This is a genomic window from Enterobacter cloacae complex sp. FDA-CDC-AR_0164 (genome assembly GCF_003071645.1).
In the GTDB taxonomy this organism is placed as follows: Bacteria; Pseudomonadota; Gammaproteobacteria; order Enterobacterales; family Enterobacteriaceae; genus Enterobacter; species Enterobacter ludwigii.
On sequence record NZ_CP028950.1, the window covers coordinates 3,884,915 to 3,902,604 of the forward strand.

Below are 17,690 nucleotides of genomic sequence, written 5' to 3' on the forward strand. Positions count from 1 at the left end.
ATGGAATTCAGGACATTTCAAAAACACTGGGGTGCTGAGTTTATTTCCAATGACGTTGTACGTTTTCGCGTCTGGGCAGAAGGACAGAAAGAACTTACGCTACGTCTGGCAGAAAACGACTTGCCAATGACGGCGGTCGGCAGCGGCTGGTTCCAGATTGACGTCCCCGGCGTCACGCACGGCACAGAATATCAGTATGTTTTGCAAGACGGCATGGCCGTACCCGATCCGGCGTCGCGCGCCCAGGCTGGGGATGTTAACGGTCCCTCGGTTGTTATCGATGCCAGACGGTATCCGCCCGGCAACCGGGAGTGGGCAGGGCGTCCGTGGGAAGACACGGTCATTTACGAGCTGCACATCGGCACCTTTACCCCGGAGGGCACCTTCCGGGCCGCCATTGAAAAACTGCCTTACCTGGCTGAACTTGGCATTACCCAGATTGAAGTCATGCCCGTCTCACAGTTTGGCGGATCGCGCGGCTGGGGATATGACGGGGTATTGCTGTATGCACCGCACTCTGCCTATGGCACGCCAGAAGACTTCCACGCCTTTATCGATGCTGCGCATGGGCTTGGGCTTTCTGTCGTGCTGGATATTGTGCTTAACCACTTCGGTCCGGAAGGCAATTATCTGCCTGTGTTGTCACCCGCGTTTTTCGACGCGGAACGAATGACGCCCTGGGGCAACGGGATTGCTTACGAGACTGAGCCGGTCAGGCAATACATTACCGAAGCCCCGCTGTTCTGGCTGACGGAATACCATCTTGATGGATTACGGTTTGATGCCATCGACCAGATTGAAGACGCGTCGGATAAACACATCCTGCAGGAGATTGCCGAACGCATTCGCGAGGCTATCCCCGGGCGGCAGATCCATCTCACCACCGAAGACAGCCGTAACGTTATCTTCCTGCATCCGCGTGACGCACACGGTGCGACACCGCTTTTTACCGCGGAGTGGAACGATGACTTTCACAATGCCGCGCATGTCTTTGCCACCGGCGAAACGCATGCGTACTACCAGGATTTTGCCTTTGAACCGGAGAAAAAACTCGCCCGTGCGCTGACAGAAGGTTTTGTCTATCAGGGCGAGGTTTCTCTCCAGACCGGCAAGTCACGCGGCGTGGAATGTCACACGCAGCCGCCACAGTTTTTTGTCGATTTTATTCAAAACCACGATCAAACCGGCAACCGCGCTCAGGGAGAGAGACTGATTGCCCTCGCGGGGGCCGATAAAACACGGGTGTTGCTTGCTGCATTGCTGCTTTCGCCCCATATTCCGCTGCTGTTTATGGGGGAAGAGTTTGGTGAAACCAATCCGTTTTTGTTCTTTACCGATTTTCACGGTGAGCTTGCCAAAGCAGTGCGAGAAGGGCGCGCAAAAGAGTTTACCGGCCATGCCGGGCACGGTGCGTCCGTCCCCGACCCGAATGACGTGAAGACCTTTGTTCGCTCCAAAATTGACTGGAATAAGGTCGCCACCGATGACGGTAAAACGTGGCTTCGCTTCACGCGAACGCTGCTGACGTTGCGCCATCGTCATATCGTTCCGTTACTGCGAAAGGGCGTCACGGTGGAGGGCAAGGTCATCAGGACGGCACCCGGCATGATTGCAGTGAGCTGGCGATTCCCGACCGGAACGTTGTCTCTGGCGTTCAATACCGGCAATAAGGCTGTTGATGTGCCTGCACTGGCAGGAGAAACGCTCTTTAGCTGGCCGGAGGTGAACGAGGTGTTACCGCCGAACAGTATTGTTGTTCGCTTTGCTGATGGAGAAGCATCGTTATGATCCCTTCCGCGACCTACCGTATTCAGTTCCGTAATGGCATGACGTTTGACCGTGTCGTGGAACTGGTGCCGTATATGAAAGATCTCGGCATCAGCCATCTTTACGCCTCACCGGTGTTTACCGCCACGACCGGCTCTACGCACGGCTATGACGTGACCGACCCGAATGAAATTGACCCCGCCATTGGCGGACGAGAAGGATTCGACCGTATGGCGGCCGCGCTCAGGCAGGCGGGAATGGGCTTGATACTGGATATTGTGCCTAACCACATGTCGACCTCGCTGGAGAATCACTGGTGGCGAGACGTGATTGAGCACGGCAAACAGAGCCGCTACGCACGCTATTTCGATATTGACTGGTCACGGCCGCTTACGCTGCCGTTTCTGGGCGACACCTTTGAGGCGGAGCTTGAGAAGGGCGCCATCAGTGTAAAACGTGACCCTGTCACGGACAAAGCCGCGCTGGTCTACTACGACACCGCCTATCCTCTTAACCCCGGGACCTTTGTGGAGGGTAAAAGCATTGCGGCGCTGCACGAGGCCCAGAGCTGGAGGCTGATGTCCTGGCGTGAAGCCCCGAAACAGCTCTCGTGGCGGCGTTTCTTCGAAATCACCGGCCTGGTGGGCGTGCGGGTTGAAGACGCGTCGGTATTTAGTGATACACACCGATTGATCCTTGAACTGGTTCATTCTGGCGTCGTTGACGGTCTGCGAATTGACCATATCGACGGTCTGGCCGATCCGCTGGGCTATCTGCAGCGTCTGCGCCAGGCAACCGGACCGGCGTGTTACATCACGGTTGAAAAAATTCTCGCCAAAGGGGAACAGCTCCCCGTCGAATGGCCAGTCTCCGGCACCACGGGGTACGAGTTTATTGCCTCGCTGGCGGAAGTTCTGGTGGACGACAGCCGCCTTGACCGCCTGGAGAAAATCCATGACGACACGCTCGGGGAAACCGTTGATCGGTTTGCAGCGTTACGGGATGCCAAAGGGCTGATGACCGATCGCAATTTCGAGGGCGAATTCACTACCCTGTTAACTATCGCCACCGATCTTGCCCGACGCAATGCGGTTGAACTGCAACCCGATGAGATCCACCATGCGTTGCGCGAGCTGCTGATCGCGTTTCCGGTGTATCGGACCTACGGCACCCGTGAAGGATTAACCGCCTCTGACGTGGCGCTGCTCAATCGCGTTGTCGCAAGCGTTAACACTTCTGAAGCGGCCCTGAGCCTGATCGTGTGCATTCTCACCGGCGATCTTCCAGAAAATTGCCACGACGACGCGGCACGTTTCAGAACCCGCTTCCAGCAACTCACCGGGCCACTGATGGCGAAATCCGTGGAAGATACGCTGTTCTTTCGCCATAACCTGGAGCTGGCGCTTAACGAAGTGGGGGCAGACCCGACGCCGCGCGCCTTTTCGCTATCGCGTTTTCATCAGGAAATGCGCATCCGTCTTGCCCGTCAGCCTGACGCCTTACTCGGGACATCCACCCATGACACGAAGCGCGGTGAAGATGCCCGGGCACGCCTCTATACCCTGACGGAAGCGCCGGAACAGTGGGGCGAAAATCTGGCCCGCTGGCGGCAGATGAATCAAACCCACGTGCGTTTTCTGAGCGACGGTACCGCGCCGAACGCTGCCGATACCTGGATGATTTATCAGGCTCTGGCTGGCGTCTGGCCCGCCACGCTGTCACCTGACGATGTCGACGGGCTGAAATCACTCGAAGAGCGCTTCCTCGGCTTCCTGGAGAAAGCGCTGCGCGAAGCCAAACAACGCACAGACTGGATAGACAGCAACGAAAGCTATGAGAGCGTGGTGCTGAGCTATGCCCGGCATCTGCTTTCACCGGACAACACGCTGTTCCTGAAGGATTTCAGTGAGGCGATGCAGCCTTTTATCCGTGCAGGGCTGATGAACAGCCTCAGCCAGACGGTGATCAAACTTACCGCACCCGGGGTACCGGACATCTATCAGGGCTGCGAAGCGCTTAACTTTAGCCTTGTCGACCCGGATAACCGACGGGAACCGGATTTCCCCGCGCTGGTGCACCACCTCAGCACGGCGGATGCCGGGGTATTTGCCCGCCCGGAATGCTGGCGAGACGGAAGCGTTAAGCAATATGTCACCGCCACGCTGTTACGGCTTCGTCCACATTATGCCGCGCTATTCCATTACGGTGACTGGCTGCCACTGAAGGTGAGCGGCGAGCGGGCGGAGAACCTGATTGTTTACGCACGCGTGAAAGACGAGGAGGCGCTGATTGTTGCCGTGCCGCGGCTGGTCTTCGACGTGACAACCCATGAAGCACTGTGGGCCAATACCACTATTGCTATACCCGATGCGCTGGCAGGAAAACGCTACCGGGATCTGTTCACCGGTGAAAGCCGGGTTCTGCAAGAGACGCTGGATGTAACGTCTGAAACGGGATGCTTAATGGTTCTGCTTACCTGCGAATGATCGTGGAGAACAAAAAATGCCAAAGGATAATACGTTTGAAATTCGGGCCGGTCATGGCCAGCAGCAAGGCGCAAATTATGACGGGAAGGGGGTCAACTTTGCGCTGTTTTCAGCACATGCGGAGCGGGTTGAGCTCTGTCTGTTTGACCCTTCAGGAAAAACCGAAATCGCCCGGCTGGAGCTGCCGGAATATACCCATGAAGTGTGGCACGGCTATGTGCCGGATCTGAAGCCTGGCGCGCTGTACGGCTATCGTGTCTACGGCCCCTATGACCCGGAAAACGGGCATCGCTTCAACCCCAATAAACTGCTTATCGATCCGTATGCCCGTGAACTGGTGGGCGATATCGACTGGAACGACGCCCATTTCGGCTATGAGCTGGGTCATGACGATCTCGACCTCAGTTTTGATACCCGCGACAGCGCGCCGTTCACGCCAAAATGCAAGGTCATCGACCCCAATGCTTTTGACTGGCAGGATGATAACCGGCCAACCATTCCGTGGCCGAATACCGTTGTGTATGAGAGCCACGTGAAGGGCTTTACCCAGCTTAACCCGGCGATTCCGCCTGAACTGCGCGGTACGTTTGAAGGGATGGGGCACAAAGCCTCGGTCGATTACATCAAAAGCCTTGGCATCACCTCGGTTGAACTGCTTCCGGTTCACTGGTTCCCGGACGATCAACACCTGCTCGACAGGGGGCTGAAAAACTTCTGGGGCTACAACACGCTCGGCTTCTTTGCGCCGGCGTCACGCTATTACGGTCCGGCGGGGATCCAGGGTTTTCGCGATATGGTGCGCGCCTATCATGACGCAGGCATCGAGGTGATCCTCGATGTTGTCTATAACCACACGGCAGAAGGCAATGAGCTCGGCCCAACGCTGTCGTTTAAGGGCATCGATAACTTCAGCTATTACCGCACCTTACCCGATCAACACCGGTATTACATTAACGACACCGGCACGGGGAATACGGTGAATACCTCCCACCCGAGAGTGCTGCAGATGGTGATGGATTCACTGCGCTACTGGGCCGAATCGATGCATATTGACGGTTTCCGTTTCGACCTCGGGACAATTCTGGGCCGTGAGCCCGAAGGCTTTGATCCGCGCGGTGGCTTTTTCGATGCCGTCACGCAGGATCCGGTGTTATCCCGTCTGAAGCTGATTGGTGAGCCCTGGGATATCGGCCCCGGCGGTTATCAGGTCGGCGGCTTCCCGCCGGGCTGGGGGGAGTGGAACGACAAATATCGCGATACCGTACGTGAGTACTGGAAGGGCGATAACGTGTCTAACGACTTCGCCGCGCGCCTGCTCGGTTCCGGTGACTTGTACGATCTGCGCGGACGCCGTCCGTGGGCCAGCATCAACTTTATTACCGCCCACGACGGCTTTACGTTGAATGACCTGGTGTCTTACAACGAAAAGCATAATGCCGACAATGGTGAAGACAATAACGACGGGCATAACGATAACCGGTCGTATAACTACGGAGAGGAAGGGCCGACAGAGAATCCGGATATTATCGCTACCCGGGAGCGGCAAAAGCGTAATTTCCTCACCACGCTGTTGTTCTCTCATGGCACGCCAATGCTGCTGGCCGGGGATGAGTTTGGCCGTACGCAAAAGGGCAACAATAACGGGTATTGCCAGGACAGCGAGATCTCCTGGATCGACTGGAAGGGATTATCGGAAAACGACACCGCCCTGCGCGACTTTACCCGCCATCTGATTGCCCTTCGCGCGAAACAGCCGTTGCTGCGGCGTGAAAGCTGGCGCGACGGGCTTGAGATCCGCTGGTTTAACGCCGGCGGCGGCCCGCAGCAGGATGAGCAGTGGGATGAAGGTTCCACCCTCGGCGTATCCATCAGCAGACCGGACCTCAGACAGGAGCCGGGCCTCTGGCACGATGTGCTGATGCTGTTTAACCCGTTTGAAGGCACCGTGCCGTTCCAGATCCCCCAGTTTGGCGAAGGAGGCTGGGTACTGGAACTCTCCACGGCGGATGACGTTGTCCCCGGGACGGTCATCACCAAAGCCGTGGAATACCATCTGGCCGGACGAAGTATTTCGCTTTTCAGACGCCCTTAACTACAGTGATGCCGCCGCCCGCGCGGCGGTGTCATACAGGGAAGATATGGTCCGGAGCAGCTGCGCGGTGTCACCTATAGACGCTCCGGAAATCCCGCTCTCCGCATGGATATTGATCAGGCACGCTTCCCGCACGTCGCGGTATTTCATGCATAGCGCTTTCCCTTCCTCCGTCGTTGAGAAATAGAGCTCTTTTCCGGCTTTTTCACTCGTCACGTAGCCCGCCTTGACCAGCTTCTTCAGTGCATACGTCACCACATGGGTATCTTCCACGTTCAGGACAAAGCAGATGTCGGCCAGCTTTTTCTTGCGGTCGCGGTGGTTCACGTGATGCAGAAGCGAGACATCAAAAGCGCCCATATCTGGCTCACCGGCTGCGGTCATGCAGCGCACCATCCATTTGTTAAACGCGTTGCTGGTCATGATCAACGCGTACTCCAGCTCTGATAATTCCGCGCAACGTTCCGATACCAGATGGCGAGAGGACACGATACGGCCATCGGTTATATCGTCGTGATTTGATGATCCAGCACTCTTCTTTGCAGTCATAACGTTCCTTACGGGGGGGTGACGTTGGCCCGGAAATGTAAACTCATCGATAAAATAAGAACATTTTATTGATAAATTGTTTACATGTTTTTGTGGTTCAGATATAGCTTTTTAGTGCAGGTTCTGCGGAGCCTGACGCAAAACACAACATCGCGCGCCGCACTGCATCCCGCTTCGCCATGATGCGAAGTATTAAAAAAATAGCCGCCGGCGCGCAACGCTCACTTTGGATAGGGTAAACGTTTATGGACGGTTCGACACTGTTGCCGCTCATCGGTATACCGGTGGTGGTTATTGGTTTTGCTCTGCGTTTCAACCCGCTACTGGTGGTTGTGGTGGCGGGGCTGGCTACCGGACTGCTGGTTGGCATGGATTTTGGGATGTTGCTGGAGACCTTTGGCGAGAAGTTCGTCAACAGTCGTTCCCTGGCAACCTTTATTCTGATCCTGCCGGTTATTGGCCTGCTGGAATATTACGGGTTGAAAGAGCGGGCGCAGGCGTGGGTGGCAAAGATTGCCAGCGCCACCTCGGCACGTATTCTGATGCTCTATTTTGTGGCGCGTGAAGGGACGGCCGCGCTGGGATTGATGTCGCTGGGTGGGCATGCTCAGACCGTTCGTCCGCTGCTGGCACCGATGGCCGAAGGCGCAGCGCTCAATGAGTATGGCGAACTGCCGCAACATATCCGGGACAAGATCAAAGCGCATGCCGCGGCGTGCGACAACATCGCGGTTTTCTTTGGCGAAGATATTTTTATCGCGTTTGGCGCGGTGCTGCTGATCGACGCTTTCCTGAAAGAGAATGGGATACAGGGCATTGAACCGTTGCATATCGGTCTGTGGGCCATTCCGACCGCCATCGCGGCATTGATTATTCATATGACGCGCCTGTTGCGTCTGGATGCCAGCATCCGTCGTGACGTTATGTCCTGGCGCGCTGAGCAGGGTACTCAGGAGATCGCGCCATGATGACCCTGATCACCATTAACCGCGTGTATTACCTGATCGGCTTTGTCGTGATGCTGCTGGTCGTGATGACCCTGCGCGATCGCGCGAATCCTAAACGTTTTACCACCGCGCTGTTCTGGTTCCTGTTCGGCGGGATCTTCCTGTTTGGCGACCTGATGGTGCAGGAGCTGGGAAAATCCCTTGCTTATCGAATTATCGGCGGCTGCGTCATTGTGATTGCTCTGCTGGCGGGCTTTGGTCTGGTCGGGAAGGGGCATTATAAAATGGCTACCGATGCCGAGCGCGAAGCCTCGTCAACGCGGCTGAAAAACTGGTTGTTCCTGCCTGCGCTGATGATCCCGGTGGTTACGGTGATCGGGACATTATTCCTGAAAGGGGTGTCGATAGGGGGCGTATTCCTTCTTGACCAGAAACAGCTCACGCTGGCGGCACTGTGCGTCGCCTGTGTGGCGGCGATCCTGACCGGCTGGTGGCTGACAAAAGGCACGCCATTGCAGGCTATTCGCCAGTCCCGACGCCTGGTCGACACCATTGGCTGGGCGGTGATTTTGCCACAGATGCTGGCCATGCTGGGCGGGGTATTTGTGGTGGCGAACACCGGCGAGTCAGTCCAGAAGGTCGTAAGCCTGTTTGTGAACCCCGATAGCCGGTTCATGCTGGTGGTGATTTACTGCGTGGGCATGGCGCTTTTCACCATGATCATGGGCAACGCCTTCGCGGCATTCCCGGTGCTCAGCGCCGGTATCGCCTTGCCGTTCCTGATTAACGTTCATCATGGTAACCCGGCACCGCTGCTGGCGATTGGCATGTACGCGGGCTATTGCGGCACGCTGATGACGCCGATGGCGGCCAACTTTAATATCGTTCCGGCCGCGCTGCTGGAGCTTAAAGATAAGTACCAGGTGATCAAGATCCAGATCCCAACGGCGTTAACCCTGCTGGTGGTCAACGTGTTCTTAATGTATTTTCTCGTTTTTCGCTAAGCGCGGCAACGATCTAAGGAGCTGATATGGAATTAACGCAACACCAGGCCGACGCGTTTGCCCGCATGCCTTTGACCTATTTACGCCAAGAATATCCGAACCACATTATGCACCTGCTTAATGATGACGGTGATGTCCTGCCACCTCGCGAACTGCACCCCATTTTTTATGGCTGCTTCGACTGGCACTCGGCGGTGCACGGCTACTGGCTGCTGCTGCGCTGCGTGCGGCTTTACCCTGAACTGTCGTGCCGGGATGAAATTGTCGCCCTGTTTGATGAACATATCACGCAGGAGAAGGTGGCGAAAGAGCTGGCCTATTTCAATGCACCGTTTCGCGCCTCGTTCGAGCGCCCTTATGGCTACGGCTGGCTTCTGGCGCTGGCGCAGGAGCTGAAGCAGTCCGCGTTACCTCAAGCCGCCAGCTGGTATCAGACACTGCAGCCGTTAACGCAGGACATTCGCGACAGGCTGGTGGATTACCTCAGCAAGCTCACCTATCCGATCCGTGTCGGTACGCATTACAACACCGCTTTTGCGCTGGCGCTGGGGATTGATTACGCCCGGGCAGTGCAGGATAACGCCCTTGAACAGGCTATTCTGACGGCGGCGACGCGCTTTTATCTGGCTGACACGCATTACCCGGCTCACTATGAACCGGGTGGTGATGAGTACATTTCCGGCGCGCTGACGGAAGCGCTGTTGATGAGTAAGGTGGCGGAGCATTTCCCCACGTGGTTTGACGCCTTTCTTCCTGATGTGGGGTCTGTTTCGGCCCTGATGCACCCGGCAGAGGTGAGCGATCGTACCGACCCGAAAATTGCCCATCTGGATGGGTTAAACCTCAGCCGCGCCTGGTGCATGAAGCATATTGCCCGCGCGTTGCCGGATAACCATCCGGGACAACAGGCGCTGCGCGAGGCAGTCAACCGACATCTGGCGGCAAGCGTCGAGCATGTGGTGGGAAGCCACTACAGCGGTGGACACTGGCTGGCGAGTTTTGCGCTGCTGGCGCTGGAGTAAATCACAGGTGCAGCGCTTAGTGCGCTGCACCGTGTTTATGCCGTAGCCTGACGCGTGGCGCGCAGCCGGCTCACGCTAAACATGACAGAAACCGCCGAAGCAATGACCGCAATCCACAGTGAATAATGAACGGCCCGATCGTCAAAGGCCGGCTGATTCTGCGTTGTGGCCAGCAGAACGCCGACCACGGCAGCCCCCAGGCATTGTCCAAACGTCCGCACGATAGCCAGTACGCCGGATGCGTAGCTGGCATACTCCCGCACCACGTTAGAGAGCATTTCCCGGTTATTGGGACTCTGGAAACAGCCAAAACCGATCCCGCACACCAGGCTTCGCAGGCAGATATTCCAAGCGGAAGGGCTGGCGGGCAGTGTCGCGAGCAGGATCAACCCCACCACAAACACGATAAGCCCAAGGGTAGATATCAGCGGGGCTGAAATTGTGTCTGCCCAGCGGCCCGCATGCGGCGCAATCAGTACGATGCCTATCGGCCAGGGCGTGAACAGCAGCGCGGAGACCACCGGACTGTAGCCGTACACGCTCTGAAACAGGAACGGCAGGGCGATAAAGGTGATGCCCTGGCTCACAAACGAGGCCAGCGACGTGAGCGCGGCGAGCGTAAAGCGTCCGTTGTGGAAAATAACGGGAGGCAGTATGGGGCTTCGGGCGCGGCGAATATGCCAGACAAAGGTGATGGCGCTAATCGTGGCGAGCAGCGCCCAGCTGATGGCCTCGTGGCTGATGTGGTGCGAAGCATGCTGGAAACTGTTGGCCGTCATGATCATCGCCCCCAACAGGACCGCGGAGAGCAGTGCCCCCGGGGCATCGAACGGAGAGGGATCTGAAGCCGGCTGTCGAGGTAAGGCCTTCCAGGCCAACAGCAGGGCAATCGTTCCGGGAACAAGGTTAATGGCGAATAACCACTGCCAGCGCAGTACGTCCAGGATCGTCCCGCCCAGTACGGGTGCAATGGCCGTGCTGGAGGCGATCAGCAGGGCGTGCAGTCCCAGAATGCGGCCAAGCAGTCGACCGGGGAAGACGGCGCGCAGTATCGCCGGGGCAATACTCAGTGTGGCCGCCCCGCCAATCCCCTGCAAAATCCGCATCCCGATCAGCATGTCCGGGGTGCGGGCCAGCGCGCAGCCGAGCGAGGTGAGTGTAAAGACGGCAAGTCCGGTCAGAAACACCGGGCGGTAGCCAACGCGGGCCGCCAGGGCAGCGAAGATGGCCAGAGTCATGGCCGCGGACAACAGATACCCATTGGCGAACCAGACGGCCACATTCGCGGGCACCTGCATCGCGCTCGCCATCGAAGGCAAGGCGATGTTGATCATGGTGCCATCAAAAACGCCCATCAGCGTGGTGGTCATTACCGCGGCCATCACCCGGGCGCGTTCATGGCCGGGCAATCCTTCGTCGCCGGGCTGGTTTGAAAATAGCGTCATCGTCGTAACTCCGGAAAGAATGTTGATGACGAAACTATAATCATGGGATATACAAGGCGGAAGACGCAGCAGTTGCACTGTTCAGTTGCATACAACGCCTTATCTGAGGATGCATCATGTCCGATCCGGATTTTAATTTGCTTGTCGCCCTCGACGTCCTGCTGGCCGAAGCCAGCGTGGCGGGTGCTGCGCGGCGTTTAAACCTGAGTACGTCAGCCATGAGCCGTACCCTGAGCCGGCTGCGAGAGGTGACCGGCGACCCGATCCTGGTGCGGGCAGGGCGTAATATGGTGCTGACGCCCTGGGCCGAGGCCAGCCGGGAGCGAGCCAGAGGCGCCGTATATGAGGCAAGAGCCGTACTGCAGCCCTCCACTGAAACGCTGAAGGTGGAAAACCTCGAGCGACTGTTCACCATCAGAGCCAATGATGGTTTTGTGGTCGCATTTGGCCCATTGCTGATTGCCGCCGTGGCCGAAGCCGCGCCCGATGTGTGTATTCGGTTCTCGCCGAAGCCTGAGAAAACGTCACGTTATCTGCGGGAAGGGCTGGTTGACCTGGAAATTGGCGTGCAGAGCAACATGGGACCTGAAATACGCCTGCAGCGATTATTTCAGGATCGGTTCATTGCCGCGGTGCGTAAGGGACATCCGCTGGCGGCACACCCCACGGTCAGCCTTCACGATTATGTTTCCTGGGGCCACGTGGTTGCCGCACCCGACGGATCGCTACACGGCTTTGTCGACGATGCGCTGGCAGAAGTGGGGATGAAGCGCAAAATTGCCAGCGTCGTGCCCGGTTTCCCGACGGCGTTATCCGTGGCGCTGGCGTCCGATCTGATCGCCATGGTTCCGGCATTGTATCTGCTGAACCAGCCGATGGCGCAGAGTGTGCATGTCTTTGAACTGCCGTTTAAAACCCGAACCATTACGGTATCGCAGATGTGGCACCCGCGAATGGAAAGGGATCCGGGGCACCGCTGGCTGAGAGAGAAAGTGCTGGACGTGTGTCGGGCTGTGCAGCAACCACTCAGTGCTGAGTAACCCGCTTAGGCACGGACAAGATAAAGCGCGTCGACTGAGCATCCGATTCGACGCGGACTTTGCCATGATGCGCGGTGACAATTGACTTCACAATGGCAAGACCAATCCCGCTGCCTTCGCCTTTTCGCTGCCTTGAAGGATCCACCCGGTAAAAACGGTCAAACAGCCTGGGTAGATGTTCTTGCGGGACAGGTTTCCCGGGGTTGGCAATCATCAGCTCAAAATCGTTTTCCCGTTCGGCGATTGAGACGGTCACCGTCTTGCCTTCCGGCGTATAGCGCAGGGCATTGGATAACAGGTTGTTGATTGCGCGTCTGAACATCTGCGGATCGCCTTCGATCAGGCAGGGCATCCCGTGAAACGTCAGCGTGATATGACGTTCTTCCGCCCAGGCCTCGAAGAAATCAAAGACTTTAATGACCTCCGCGCTTAAATCAAACATCACCCTGTCCGGGATCAGCTGATTATTATCCGCCTGCGCCAGGAACAGCATATCGCTGACCATCCGGGTCATCCGGTTATACTCTTCAAGGCTGGAGTAGAGGATATCTTCCAGCTCTTTCGGCGTCCGGTTCTGGCTGAGTGCGATTTCAGTCTGGGTCACCAGATTGGTGATGGGGGTTCTGATTTCGTGGGCGATATCGGCAGAAAAATTCGCCTGGCGGGTGAACACATCTTCAATTTTTTCAATCATATGGTTGAACGAAATCACCAGTTGCTCCAGTTCAACCGGAACGCGCGACGGTTCCAGCCTCACATCGAGATTTTCAGAGGTGATATTTTTAATGGCATTGCTGACGTTACGCAGCGGCAGGTGTCCCTGACGTACCGCGATTCGAATGATAAGAATAATCAGCAGGCTGATCACCATGGCAATCGCAATCAGGTTCTTTTTCAGCGCATCGAGGTAATGGAGATGGAAATTAATAGAAAGCCCGATCAGCATAACGTAATTCTGCGCTTTTCCCTGCAGCGTTGCCGTGCCTGACGAGGCGATAATCCGGTACGTGTCACTTTTCATCTCAGCGCCGGAATGACTCTGCAGGGTGGGGGCATCTACCGTCCAGAGAAACACATCCCGTGCCCGGCTGTGCGTGCTGAATGCCGCCGTGTTCACGGCAGGGCGTAACGCTGCCCCCTGCGCCGTACTGAACAACACCTCTCCACGCGCGTCGAGAAGCAGAACCGCAACGTTACGATAGCTGGCAATTGACTCTTTGATTTTACTGATTTTCTTCTCGTCCGGATCTGCCGGGGACTGCAGGATACGGTGCATCGCGGTACTGATTTGCTGCAGATCGTTGATATCCTGCTCGGCAAAATGCTTTTCAACGGAGTGCAGCATAAACCAGGTGAAGGCGAAAAATGCCAGTATCGTGGAGAGGCTGATAAAAAACGTCAGCCTCAGGGCTAGTGAAAAAGGGCGTCCGGGTAATTTAACGCGCATCCGGTGCCTCCAGCATGTACCCCACGCCGCGGACCGTCTGGATCAGCTTCGGCTCAAAATCATTGTCTATTTTCGCGCGAAGCCGTTTGACGGCGACATCAATCGCGTTGGTGTCGCTGTCAAAATTCATGTCCCAGACCTGGGATGCAATCAGGGAGCGGGGCAGCACTTCCCCCTGGTGTCGCATAAAAAACTCCAGCAGGCTGAACTCTTTGCTGGTCAGCAGGATGCGGTTCCCCGCGCGGCTCACCTTTCTGGACACGAGATCAATCATCAGATCAGACACCTGAAACTGGCTTTCCGTGATCACCGTATTGCCCCGTCGCAGAAGCGTCCTGACGCGGGCGAGCAGCTCCGCAAAGGCAAAGGGTTTGATCAGGTAATCATCCGCGCCCAGTTCAAGACCCTTCACCCGGTGTTCAATAGTGCCAAGGGCTGAGAGTAACAGAACCGGCATTCCCTTCCCGGCAGAACGTAACATGCGGATGATATCCCAGCCGTTCACGTCGGGAAGCATGATATCCAGAATCAGGAGGTCATACTCGGCGGTCATGGCGAGATGATATCCGGTCAGGCCATTGTCAGCGTGGTCCACCACAAACCCCGCCTCAGTCAGCCCCTTGCTGAGGTACTCCCCGGTTTTTATCTCGTCTTCAACGATCAGTATTTTCATGTTGCTCCCCTGACTGGCTGCTCTGGACATTCTAGAGAGCCTCAAACCGTTATCAATGACTTACGTTAAGAATGACAACATTGTCATTATCCTGTCACCAGGCAAACAGGAAGCACGCTGTAGAGTAACCCTGGTAATACTCTGGACTTCATTTGAAACATTTACCAGGCCTGCCTGGACGAGAAGCGTGATGTGCACATTAAAACGACTTAGCATTAGCACAATATTTTTCCTGGCAGGCTGCGTCTCGCTGGCACCAGAATATGCGCGCCCGCCAGCACCGGTTCCGCAGCAGTTCTCGTTATCCCGAAATAGCCTCACGCCGGTGGTGGCGGGGTATCACGACAGCGGATGGCGTAGCTTTTTTACCGATCCTCAGGTCGCAGCACTGATCGCCGAAGCCCTGAATAACAACCGTGATTTAAAAATGGCCGCCCTTAAGGTTGAAGAGGCGCGCGCGCAGTTCAACGTGACGGATGCCGACCGGTATCCGCAGCTGAATGCCTCGTCAGGTGTGACTTACAGCGGTGGGCTGAAAACGGACAAGCCGACCACACAGCAGTACGACGCAGGGTTGAACCTCAGTTACGAACTCGATTTCTTCGGCAAGCTCAGGAATATGAGTGATGCTGACAGACAGAACTATTTTGCCAGCGAGGAGGCCCGCCGTGCCGTGCATATCCTGCTCGTCTCCAGCGTGTCGCAGAGCTATTTCAGCCAGCAGCTGGCCTACAAACAACGTCGAATTGCCCGCGATACGCTAAAAAACTATCAACAATCCTGGGCTTTTGTTGAACAACAGCTGGTAACGGGCAGCACCAACGTTCTGGCACTTGAACAGGCCCGGGGGCAGATTGAAAGTACCCGTGCAGAAATAGCGAAAAGAGAAGGCGAGCTGGCTCAGGCCAATAATGCCCTGCAGCAGGTTCTGGGAACCTATCGCGCGCTGCCGGCAGAGAAAGGAGGCAGCGTCGATGAGATTTCCCCCGTCAAACTGCCGCCTCGTCTGCCGTCAGAAATATTGCTTCAGCGCCCGGACATTATGGAAGCGGAGTACCAGTTGAAAGCGGCTGATGCCAATATTGGCGCGGCGCGTGCCGCCTTTTTCCCGTCTATTACGCTAACCAGCGGGCTTTCAGCAAGCAGTACGGAATTATCCAGCCTCTTCACCGCAGGAAGCGGGATGTGGAATTTTATTCCGAAAATTGACATTCCTGTTTTTAATGCCGGAAGGAATAAAGCCAATCTCAAACTGGCTGAAATTCGCCAGCAGCAGTCAATCGTCAATTATGAACAAAAAATTCAGGCGGCTTTTAAACAGGTCGCCGACGCGCTCGCATTGCGGGACAGCATCAGTCAGCAACTTGACGCCCAGCAGCGTTATCTTGATTCGCTACATATCACCCTGCAGCGAGCCAGAGGTTTATATTCCAGTGGCGCGGTCAGTTACATTGAAGTGCTCGATGCTGAACGTTCTCTTTTTGCAACACAACAAACCATTCTCGACCTTATCTATTCCCGACAGGTGAATGAAATTAACTTATTCACCGCGCTGGGCGGCGGTTGGGTTGAGTAATTTCTTTTAATTACTCCATCAGGAAATCAAAAAATGAACAGTTTATTTAACGCGGTCGTACTGGGCGCACTCTCCGTTATATTTTCTGCAGGCCTGCATGCTGAAACACATCAGCACGGGGAGATGAGCACAGCAGCACAAGCCACGCCAGAGCAGGTCATCGCGGGAACCGGCGTGGTGAAAGCGGTTGATCTGAGCACTAAAAAAATCACTATCGCGCACGATGCTATTCCAGCGATTGGTTGGCCCGCCATGACCATGCGTTTCACCTTTGTCCAGGCAGACGAAACTATTCTCGCCTTAAAAGCCGGCAGCCACGTTAATTTTACGTTTGTTCAGCAGGGCAATATCTCTTTACTCAAGAGCATTAAATAGCGAGAAAAAGCATGGCCTCTTTAAGAATAAAGTTTGCTGCCGTCATCCTCGGCAGCCTTATTGCAGGAGGGCTGATTTCAGTTATCGCCTGGCAGTCGGTGCATCCCGCAGAAAAAACAGAACAGACCACGACGGAGAGAAAAGTTCTTTTCTGGTATGACCCGATGAAGCCGGATACCCGGTTTGATAAACCCGGCAAGTCTCCGTTTATGGATATGGATCTGGTGCCGAAATATGCCGATGAACATGACGAAAAAAGCAGTGAGGGTATTCGTATTGACCCGACGCAGGTTCAGAACCTGGGACTCAAAACGCAGAAAGTGACGCGGGGAGCGCTGAATTACGCCCAGACCATACCGGCCAACGTCAGTTATAACGAATATCAGTTTGTCATTGTGCAGGCGCGTTCTGAGGGTTTCGTTGAGAGAGTGTACCCACTGACCGTGGGCGATCATGTTAAAAAAGGGACGCCGCTTATCGATATCACCATTCCGGAATGGGTAGAAGCGCAAAGCGAGTTCCTGTTGTTATCGGGTACCGGCGGAACCCCAACCCAGATAAAAGGTGTTCTGGAGCGACTACGTCTTGCCGGCATGCCGGAAGAGGATGTTCAACGACTGCGTGCGACCCGGAGTATCCAGACCCGTTTTACTATCAAGGCCCCTATAGATGGCGTGATTACGGCGTTTAACCTGCGCGCGGGCATGAACATTACCAAAGATAATGTGGTGGCACAAATTCAGGGGATGGATCCGGTCTGGATCAGTGCGGCCGTGCCGGAATCCATTGCGTATCTTCTCAAAGACAGCTCGCAATTTGAAATTTCAGTGCCCGCGTACCCGGATAAATCGTTTGCCGTTGAAAAATGGAACATTCTCCCCAGCGTGGATCAAACTACCCGCACGCTGCAGGTCCGTCTGCAGGTCTCCAACCAAGACGAAAGCCTGAAACCCGGCATGAACGCCTACCTGAAACTGAACGCCAGGAGCCAGGAGATGCTGCTGATCCCATCCCAGGCCGTGATTGATACGGGCAAAGAACAGCGGGTGATTGTGGTCGATGCGGAAGGGCGTTTTGTGCCAAAAAACATTCATGTTCTGCATGAATCTCAGCAACAGTCCGCGATTGGCAGCGGACTGAACGAAGGCGATTCTGTCGTGGTCAGCGGTCTGTTCCTGATTGACTCCGAAGCCAATATTAGCGGTGCGCTGGAGCGCATGCGTCATCCTGAAAAAACTCACGACGCGCATTCGGGCCATTAAGGAGA

General features: G+C 55.8%; 14 protein-coding genes. 10 read left to right on the forward strand and 4 right to left on the reverse strand.

Annotated features, from left to right (window positions below; genetic code table 11):
- Genes treZ through glgX form a run of 3 tightly spaced genes read left to right on the forward strand, consistent with a single transcriptional unit; the run spans position 1 to position 6,345 of the window.
- Positions 1 to 1,788 (forward strand): malto-oligosyltrehalose trehalohydrolase, encoded by a 1,788-nt coding sequence (gene treZ / locus AM410_RS19215; RefSeq protein ID WP_108648251.1) that lies wholly within the window; start codon positions 1 to 3, stop codon positions 1,786 to 1,788.
- The gene (gene treY / locus AM410_RS19220) at positions 1,785 to 4,253 is read left to right on the forward strand and encodes a malto-oligosyltrehalose synthase (RefSeq protein ID WP_108648253.1); all 2,469 of its coding nucleotides are present in this window, start codon (positions 1,785 to 1,787) and stop codon (positions 4,251 to 4,253) included. Before treZ ends, treY begins: the two co-directional genes overlap by 4 nt.
- A gap of 16 nt (positions 4,254 to 4,269) precedes the next feature.
- Entirely contained in the window at positions 4,270 to 6,345 is a 2,076-nt protein-coding gene (gene glgX, locus AM410_RS19225; protein WP_032680984.1) for a glycogen debranching protein GlgX, read from the forward strand.
- Here the strand turns inward: glgX and AM410_RS19230 are convergent, their stop codons facing one another.
- Positions 6,346 to 6,894 (reverse strand): winged helix DNA-binding protein, encoded by a 549-nt coding sequence (locus tag AM410_RS19230; protein ID WP_014170092.1) that lies wholly within the window; start codon positions 6,892 to 6,894, stop codon positions 6,346 to 6,348.
- 245 nt (positions 6,895 to 7,139) lie between these two features.
- Here AM410_RS19230 and AM410_RS19235 point away from each other — a divergent pair, with 245 nt between their 5' ends.
- Genes AM410_RS19235 through AM410_RS19245 form a run of 3 tightly spaced genes read left to right on the forward strand, consistent with a single transcriptional unit; the run spans position 7,140 to position 9,867 of the window.
- On the forward strand, positions 7,140 to 7,862 hold the full coding sequence (locus tag AM410_RS19235; RefSeq protein ID WP_014170091.1) for a DUF969 domain-containing protein: 723 nt from the start codon (positions 7,140 to 7,142) through the stop codon (positions 7,860 to 7,862).
- Positions 7,859 to 8,845: a DUF979 domain-containing protein gene (locus AM410_RS19240; protein WP_014170090.1), complete on the forward strand. Its 987-nt coding sequence runs from the start codon at positions 7,859 to 7,861 to the stop codon at positions 8,843 to 8,845. Before AM410_RS19235 ends, AM410_RS19240 begins: the two co-directional genes overlap by 4 nt.
- A gap of 26 nt (positions 8,846 to 8,871) precedes the next feature.
- Complete coding sequence (locus AM410_RS19245) at positions 8,872 to 9,867, forward strand: DUF2891 domain-containing protein (RefSeq protein ID WP_108648255.1); 996 nt, start codon at positions 8,872 to 8,874, stop codon at positions 9,865 to 9,867.
- Positions 9,868 to 9,902: 35 nt separating this feature from the next.
- On the opposite strand, the gene AM410_RS19250 is transcribed toward AM410_RS19245, so the two are convergent.
- Positions 9,903 to 11,312 carry an MFS transporter gene (locus tag AM410_RS19250; protein WP_108648256.1) on the reverse strand — a complete coding sequence of 470 codons (1,410 nt, stop codon included), beginning with the start codon at positions 11,310 to 11,312 and terminating at the stop codon, positions 9,903 to 9,905.
- A 116-nt stretch (positions 11,313 to 11,428) separates the two neighbouring features.
- On the opposite strand from AM410_RS19250, the gene AM410_RS19255 reads away from it, so the two are divergent.
- Entirely contained in the window at positions 11,429 to 12,352 is a 924-nt protein-coding gene (locus AM410_RS19255) for a LysR family transcriptional regulator (RefSeq protein WP_108648258.1), read from the forward strand.
- Here AM410_RS19255 and AM410_RS19260 read toward each other — a convergent pair.
- Positions 12,339 to 13,799 carry a Cu(+)/Ag(+) sensor histidine kinase gene (locus AM410_RS19260; RefSeq protein ID WP_108648260.1) on the reverse strand — a complete coding sequence of 487 codons (1,461 nt, stop codon included), beginning with the start codon at positions 13,797 to 13,799 and terminating at the stop codon, positions 12,339 to 12,341. The two genes, AM410_RS19255 and AM410_RS19260, sit on opposite strands and share 14 nt — an antisense overlap.
- The gene (locus tag AM410_RS19265) at positions 13,789 to 14,472 is read right to left on the reverse strand and encodes a copper/silver response regulator transcription factor (protein WP_108648262.1); all 684 of its coding nucleotides are present in this window, start codon (positions 14,470 to 14,472) and stop codon (positions 13,789 to 13,791) included. Before AM410_RS19265 ends, AM410_RS19260 begins: the two co-directional genes overlap by 11 nt.
- Positions 14,473 to 14,662: 190 nt before the next feature.
- On the opposite strand from AM410_RS19265, the gene AM410_RS19270 reads away from it, so the two are divergent.
- The 3 genes from AM410_RS19270 to AM410_RS19280 are packed head-to-tail and all read left to right on the forward strand — an operon-like array spanning position 14,663 to position 17,685.
- Positions 14,663 to 16,048 (forward strand): efflux transporter outer membrane subunit, encoded by a 1,386-nt coding sequence (locus tag AM410_RS19270; protein WP_025204174.1) that lies wholly within the window; start codon positions 14,663 to 14,665, stop codon positions 16,046 to 16,048.
- A gap of 33 nt (positions 16,049 to 16,081) precedes the next feature.
- Complete coding sequence (gene cusF, locus AM410_RS19275) at positions 16,082 to 16,423, forward strand: cation efflux system protein CusF (RefSeq protein WP_014170083.1); 342 nt, start codon at positions 16,082 to 16,084, stop codon at positions 16,421 to 16,423.
- Positions 16,424 to 16,434: 11 nt separating this feature from the next.
- Positions 16,435 to 17,685 carry an efflux RND transporter periplasmic adaptor subunit gene (locus AM410_RS19280; RefSeq protein ID WP_108648264.1) on the forward strand — a complete coding sequence of 417 codons (1,251 nt, stop codon included), beginning with the start codon at positions 16,435 to 16,437 and terminating at the stop codon, positions 17,683 to 17,685.
- Positions 17,686 to 17,690 lie beyond the last annotated feature (5 nt).

Bases quoted from the DNA above. Each gene is read 5' to 3' on its own strand.
- AM410_RS19230 (WP_014170092.1), bottom strand. From the start codon at position 6,894: ATGACTGCAAAGAAGAGTGCTGGATCATCAAATCACGACGATATAACC.
- AM410_RS19255 (WP_108648258.1), top strand. From the start codon at position 11,429: ATGTCCGATCCGGATTTTAATTTGCTTGTCGCCCTCGACGTCCTGCTG.
- AM410_RS19235 (WP_014170091.1), top strand. From the start codon at position 7,140: ATGGACGGTTCGACACTGTTGCCGCTCATCGGTATACCGGTGGTGGTT.
- treZ (WP_108648251.1), top strand. From the start codon at position 1: ATGGAATTCAGGACATTTCAAAAACACTGGGGTGCTGAGTTTATTTCC.
- AM410_RS19270 (WP_025204174.1), top strand. From the start codon at position 14,663: ATGTGCACATTAAAACGACTTAGCATTAGCACAATATTTTTCCTGGCA.
- AM410_RS19245 (WP_108648255.1), top strand. From the start codon at position 8,872: ATGGAATTAACGCAACACCAGGCCGACGCGTTTGCCCGCATGCCTTTG.
- AM410_RS19260 (WP_108648260.1), bottom strand. From the start codon at position 13,799: ATGCGCGTTAAATTACCCGGACGCCCTTTTTCACTAGCCCTGAGGCTG.
- cusF (WP_014170083.1), top strand. From the start codon at position 16,082: ATGAACAGTTTATTTAACGCGGTCGTACTGGGCGCACTCTCCGTTATA.
- AM410_RS19265 (WP_108648262.1), bottom strand. From the start codon at position 14,472: ATGAAAATACTGATCGTTGAAGACGAGATAAAAACCGGGGAGTACCTC.
- glgX (WP_032680984.1), top strand. From the start codon at position 4,270: ATGCCAAAGGATAATACGTTTGAAATTCGGGCCGGTCATGGCCAGCAG.
- treY (WP_108648253.1), top strand. From the start codon at position 1,785: ATGATCCCTTCCGCGACCTACCGTATTCAGTTCCGTAATGGCATGACG.
- AM410_RS19280 (WP_108648264.1), top strand. From the start codon at position 16,435: ATGGCCTCTTTAAGAATAAAGTTTGCTGCCGTCATCCTCGGCAGCCTT.
- AM410_RS19250 (WP_108648256.1), bottom strand. From the start codon at position 11,312: ATGACGCTATTTTCAAACCAGCCCGGCGACGAAGGATTGCCCGGCCAT.
- AM410_RS19240 (WP_014170090.1), top strand. From the start codon at position 7,859: ATGATGACCCTGATCACCATTAACCGCGTGTATTACCTGATCGGCTTT.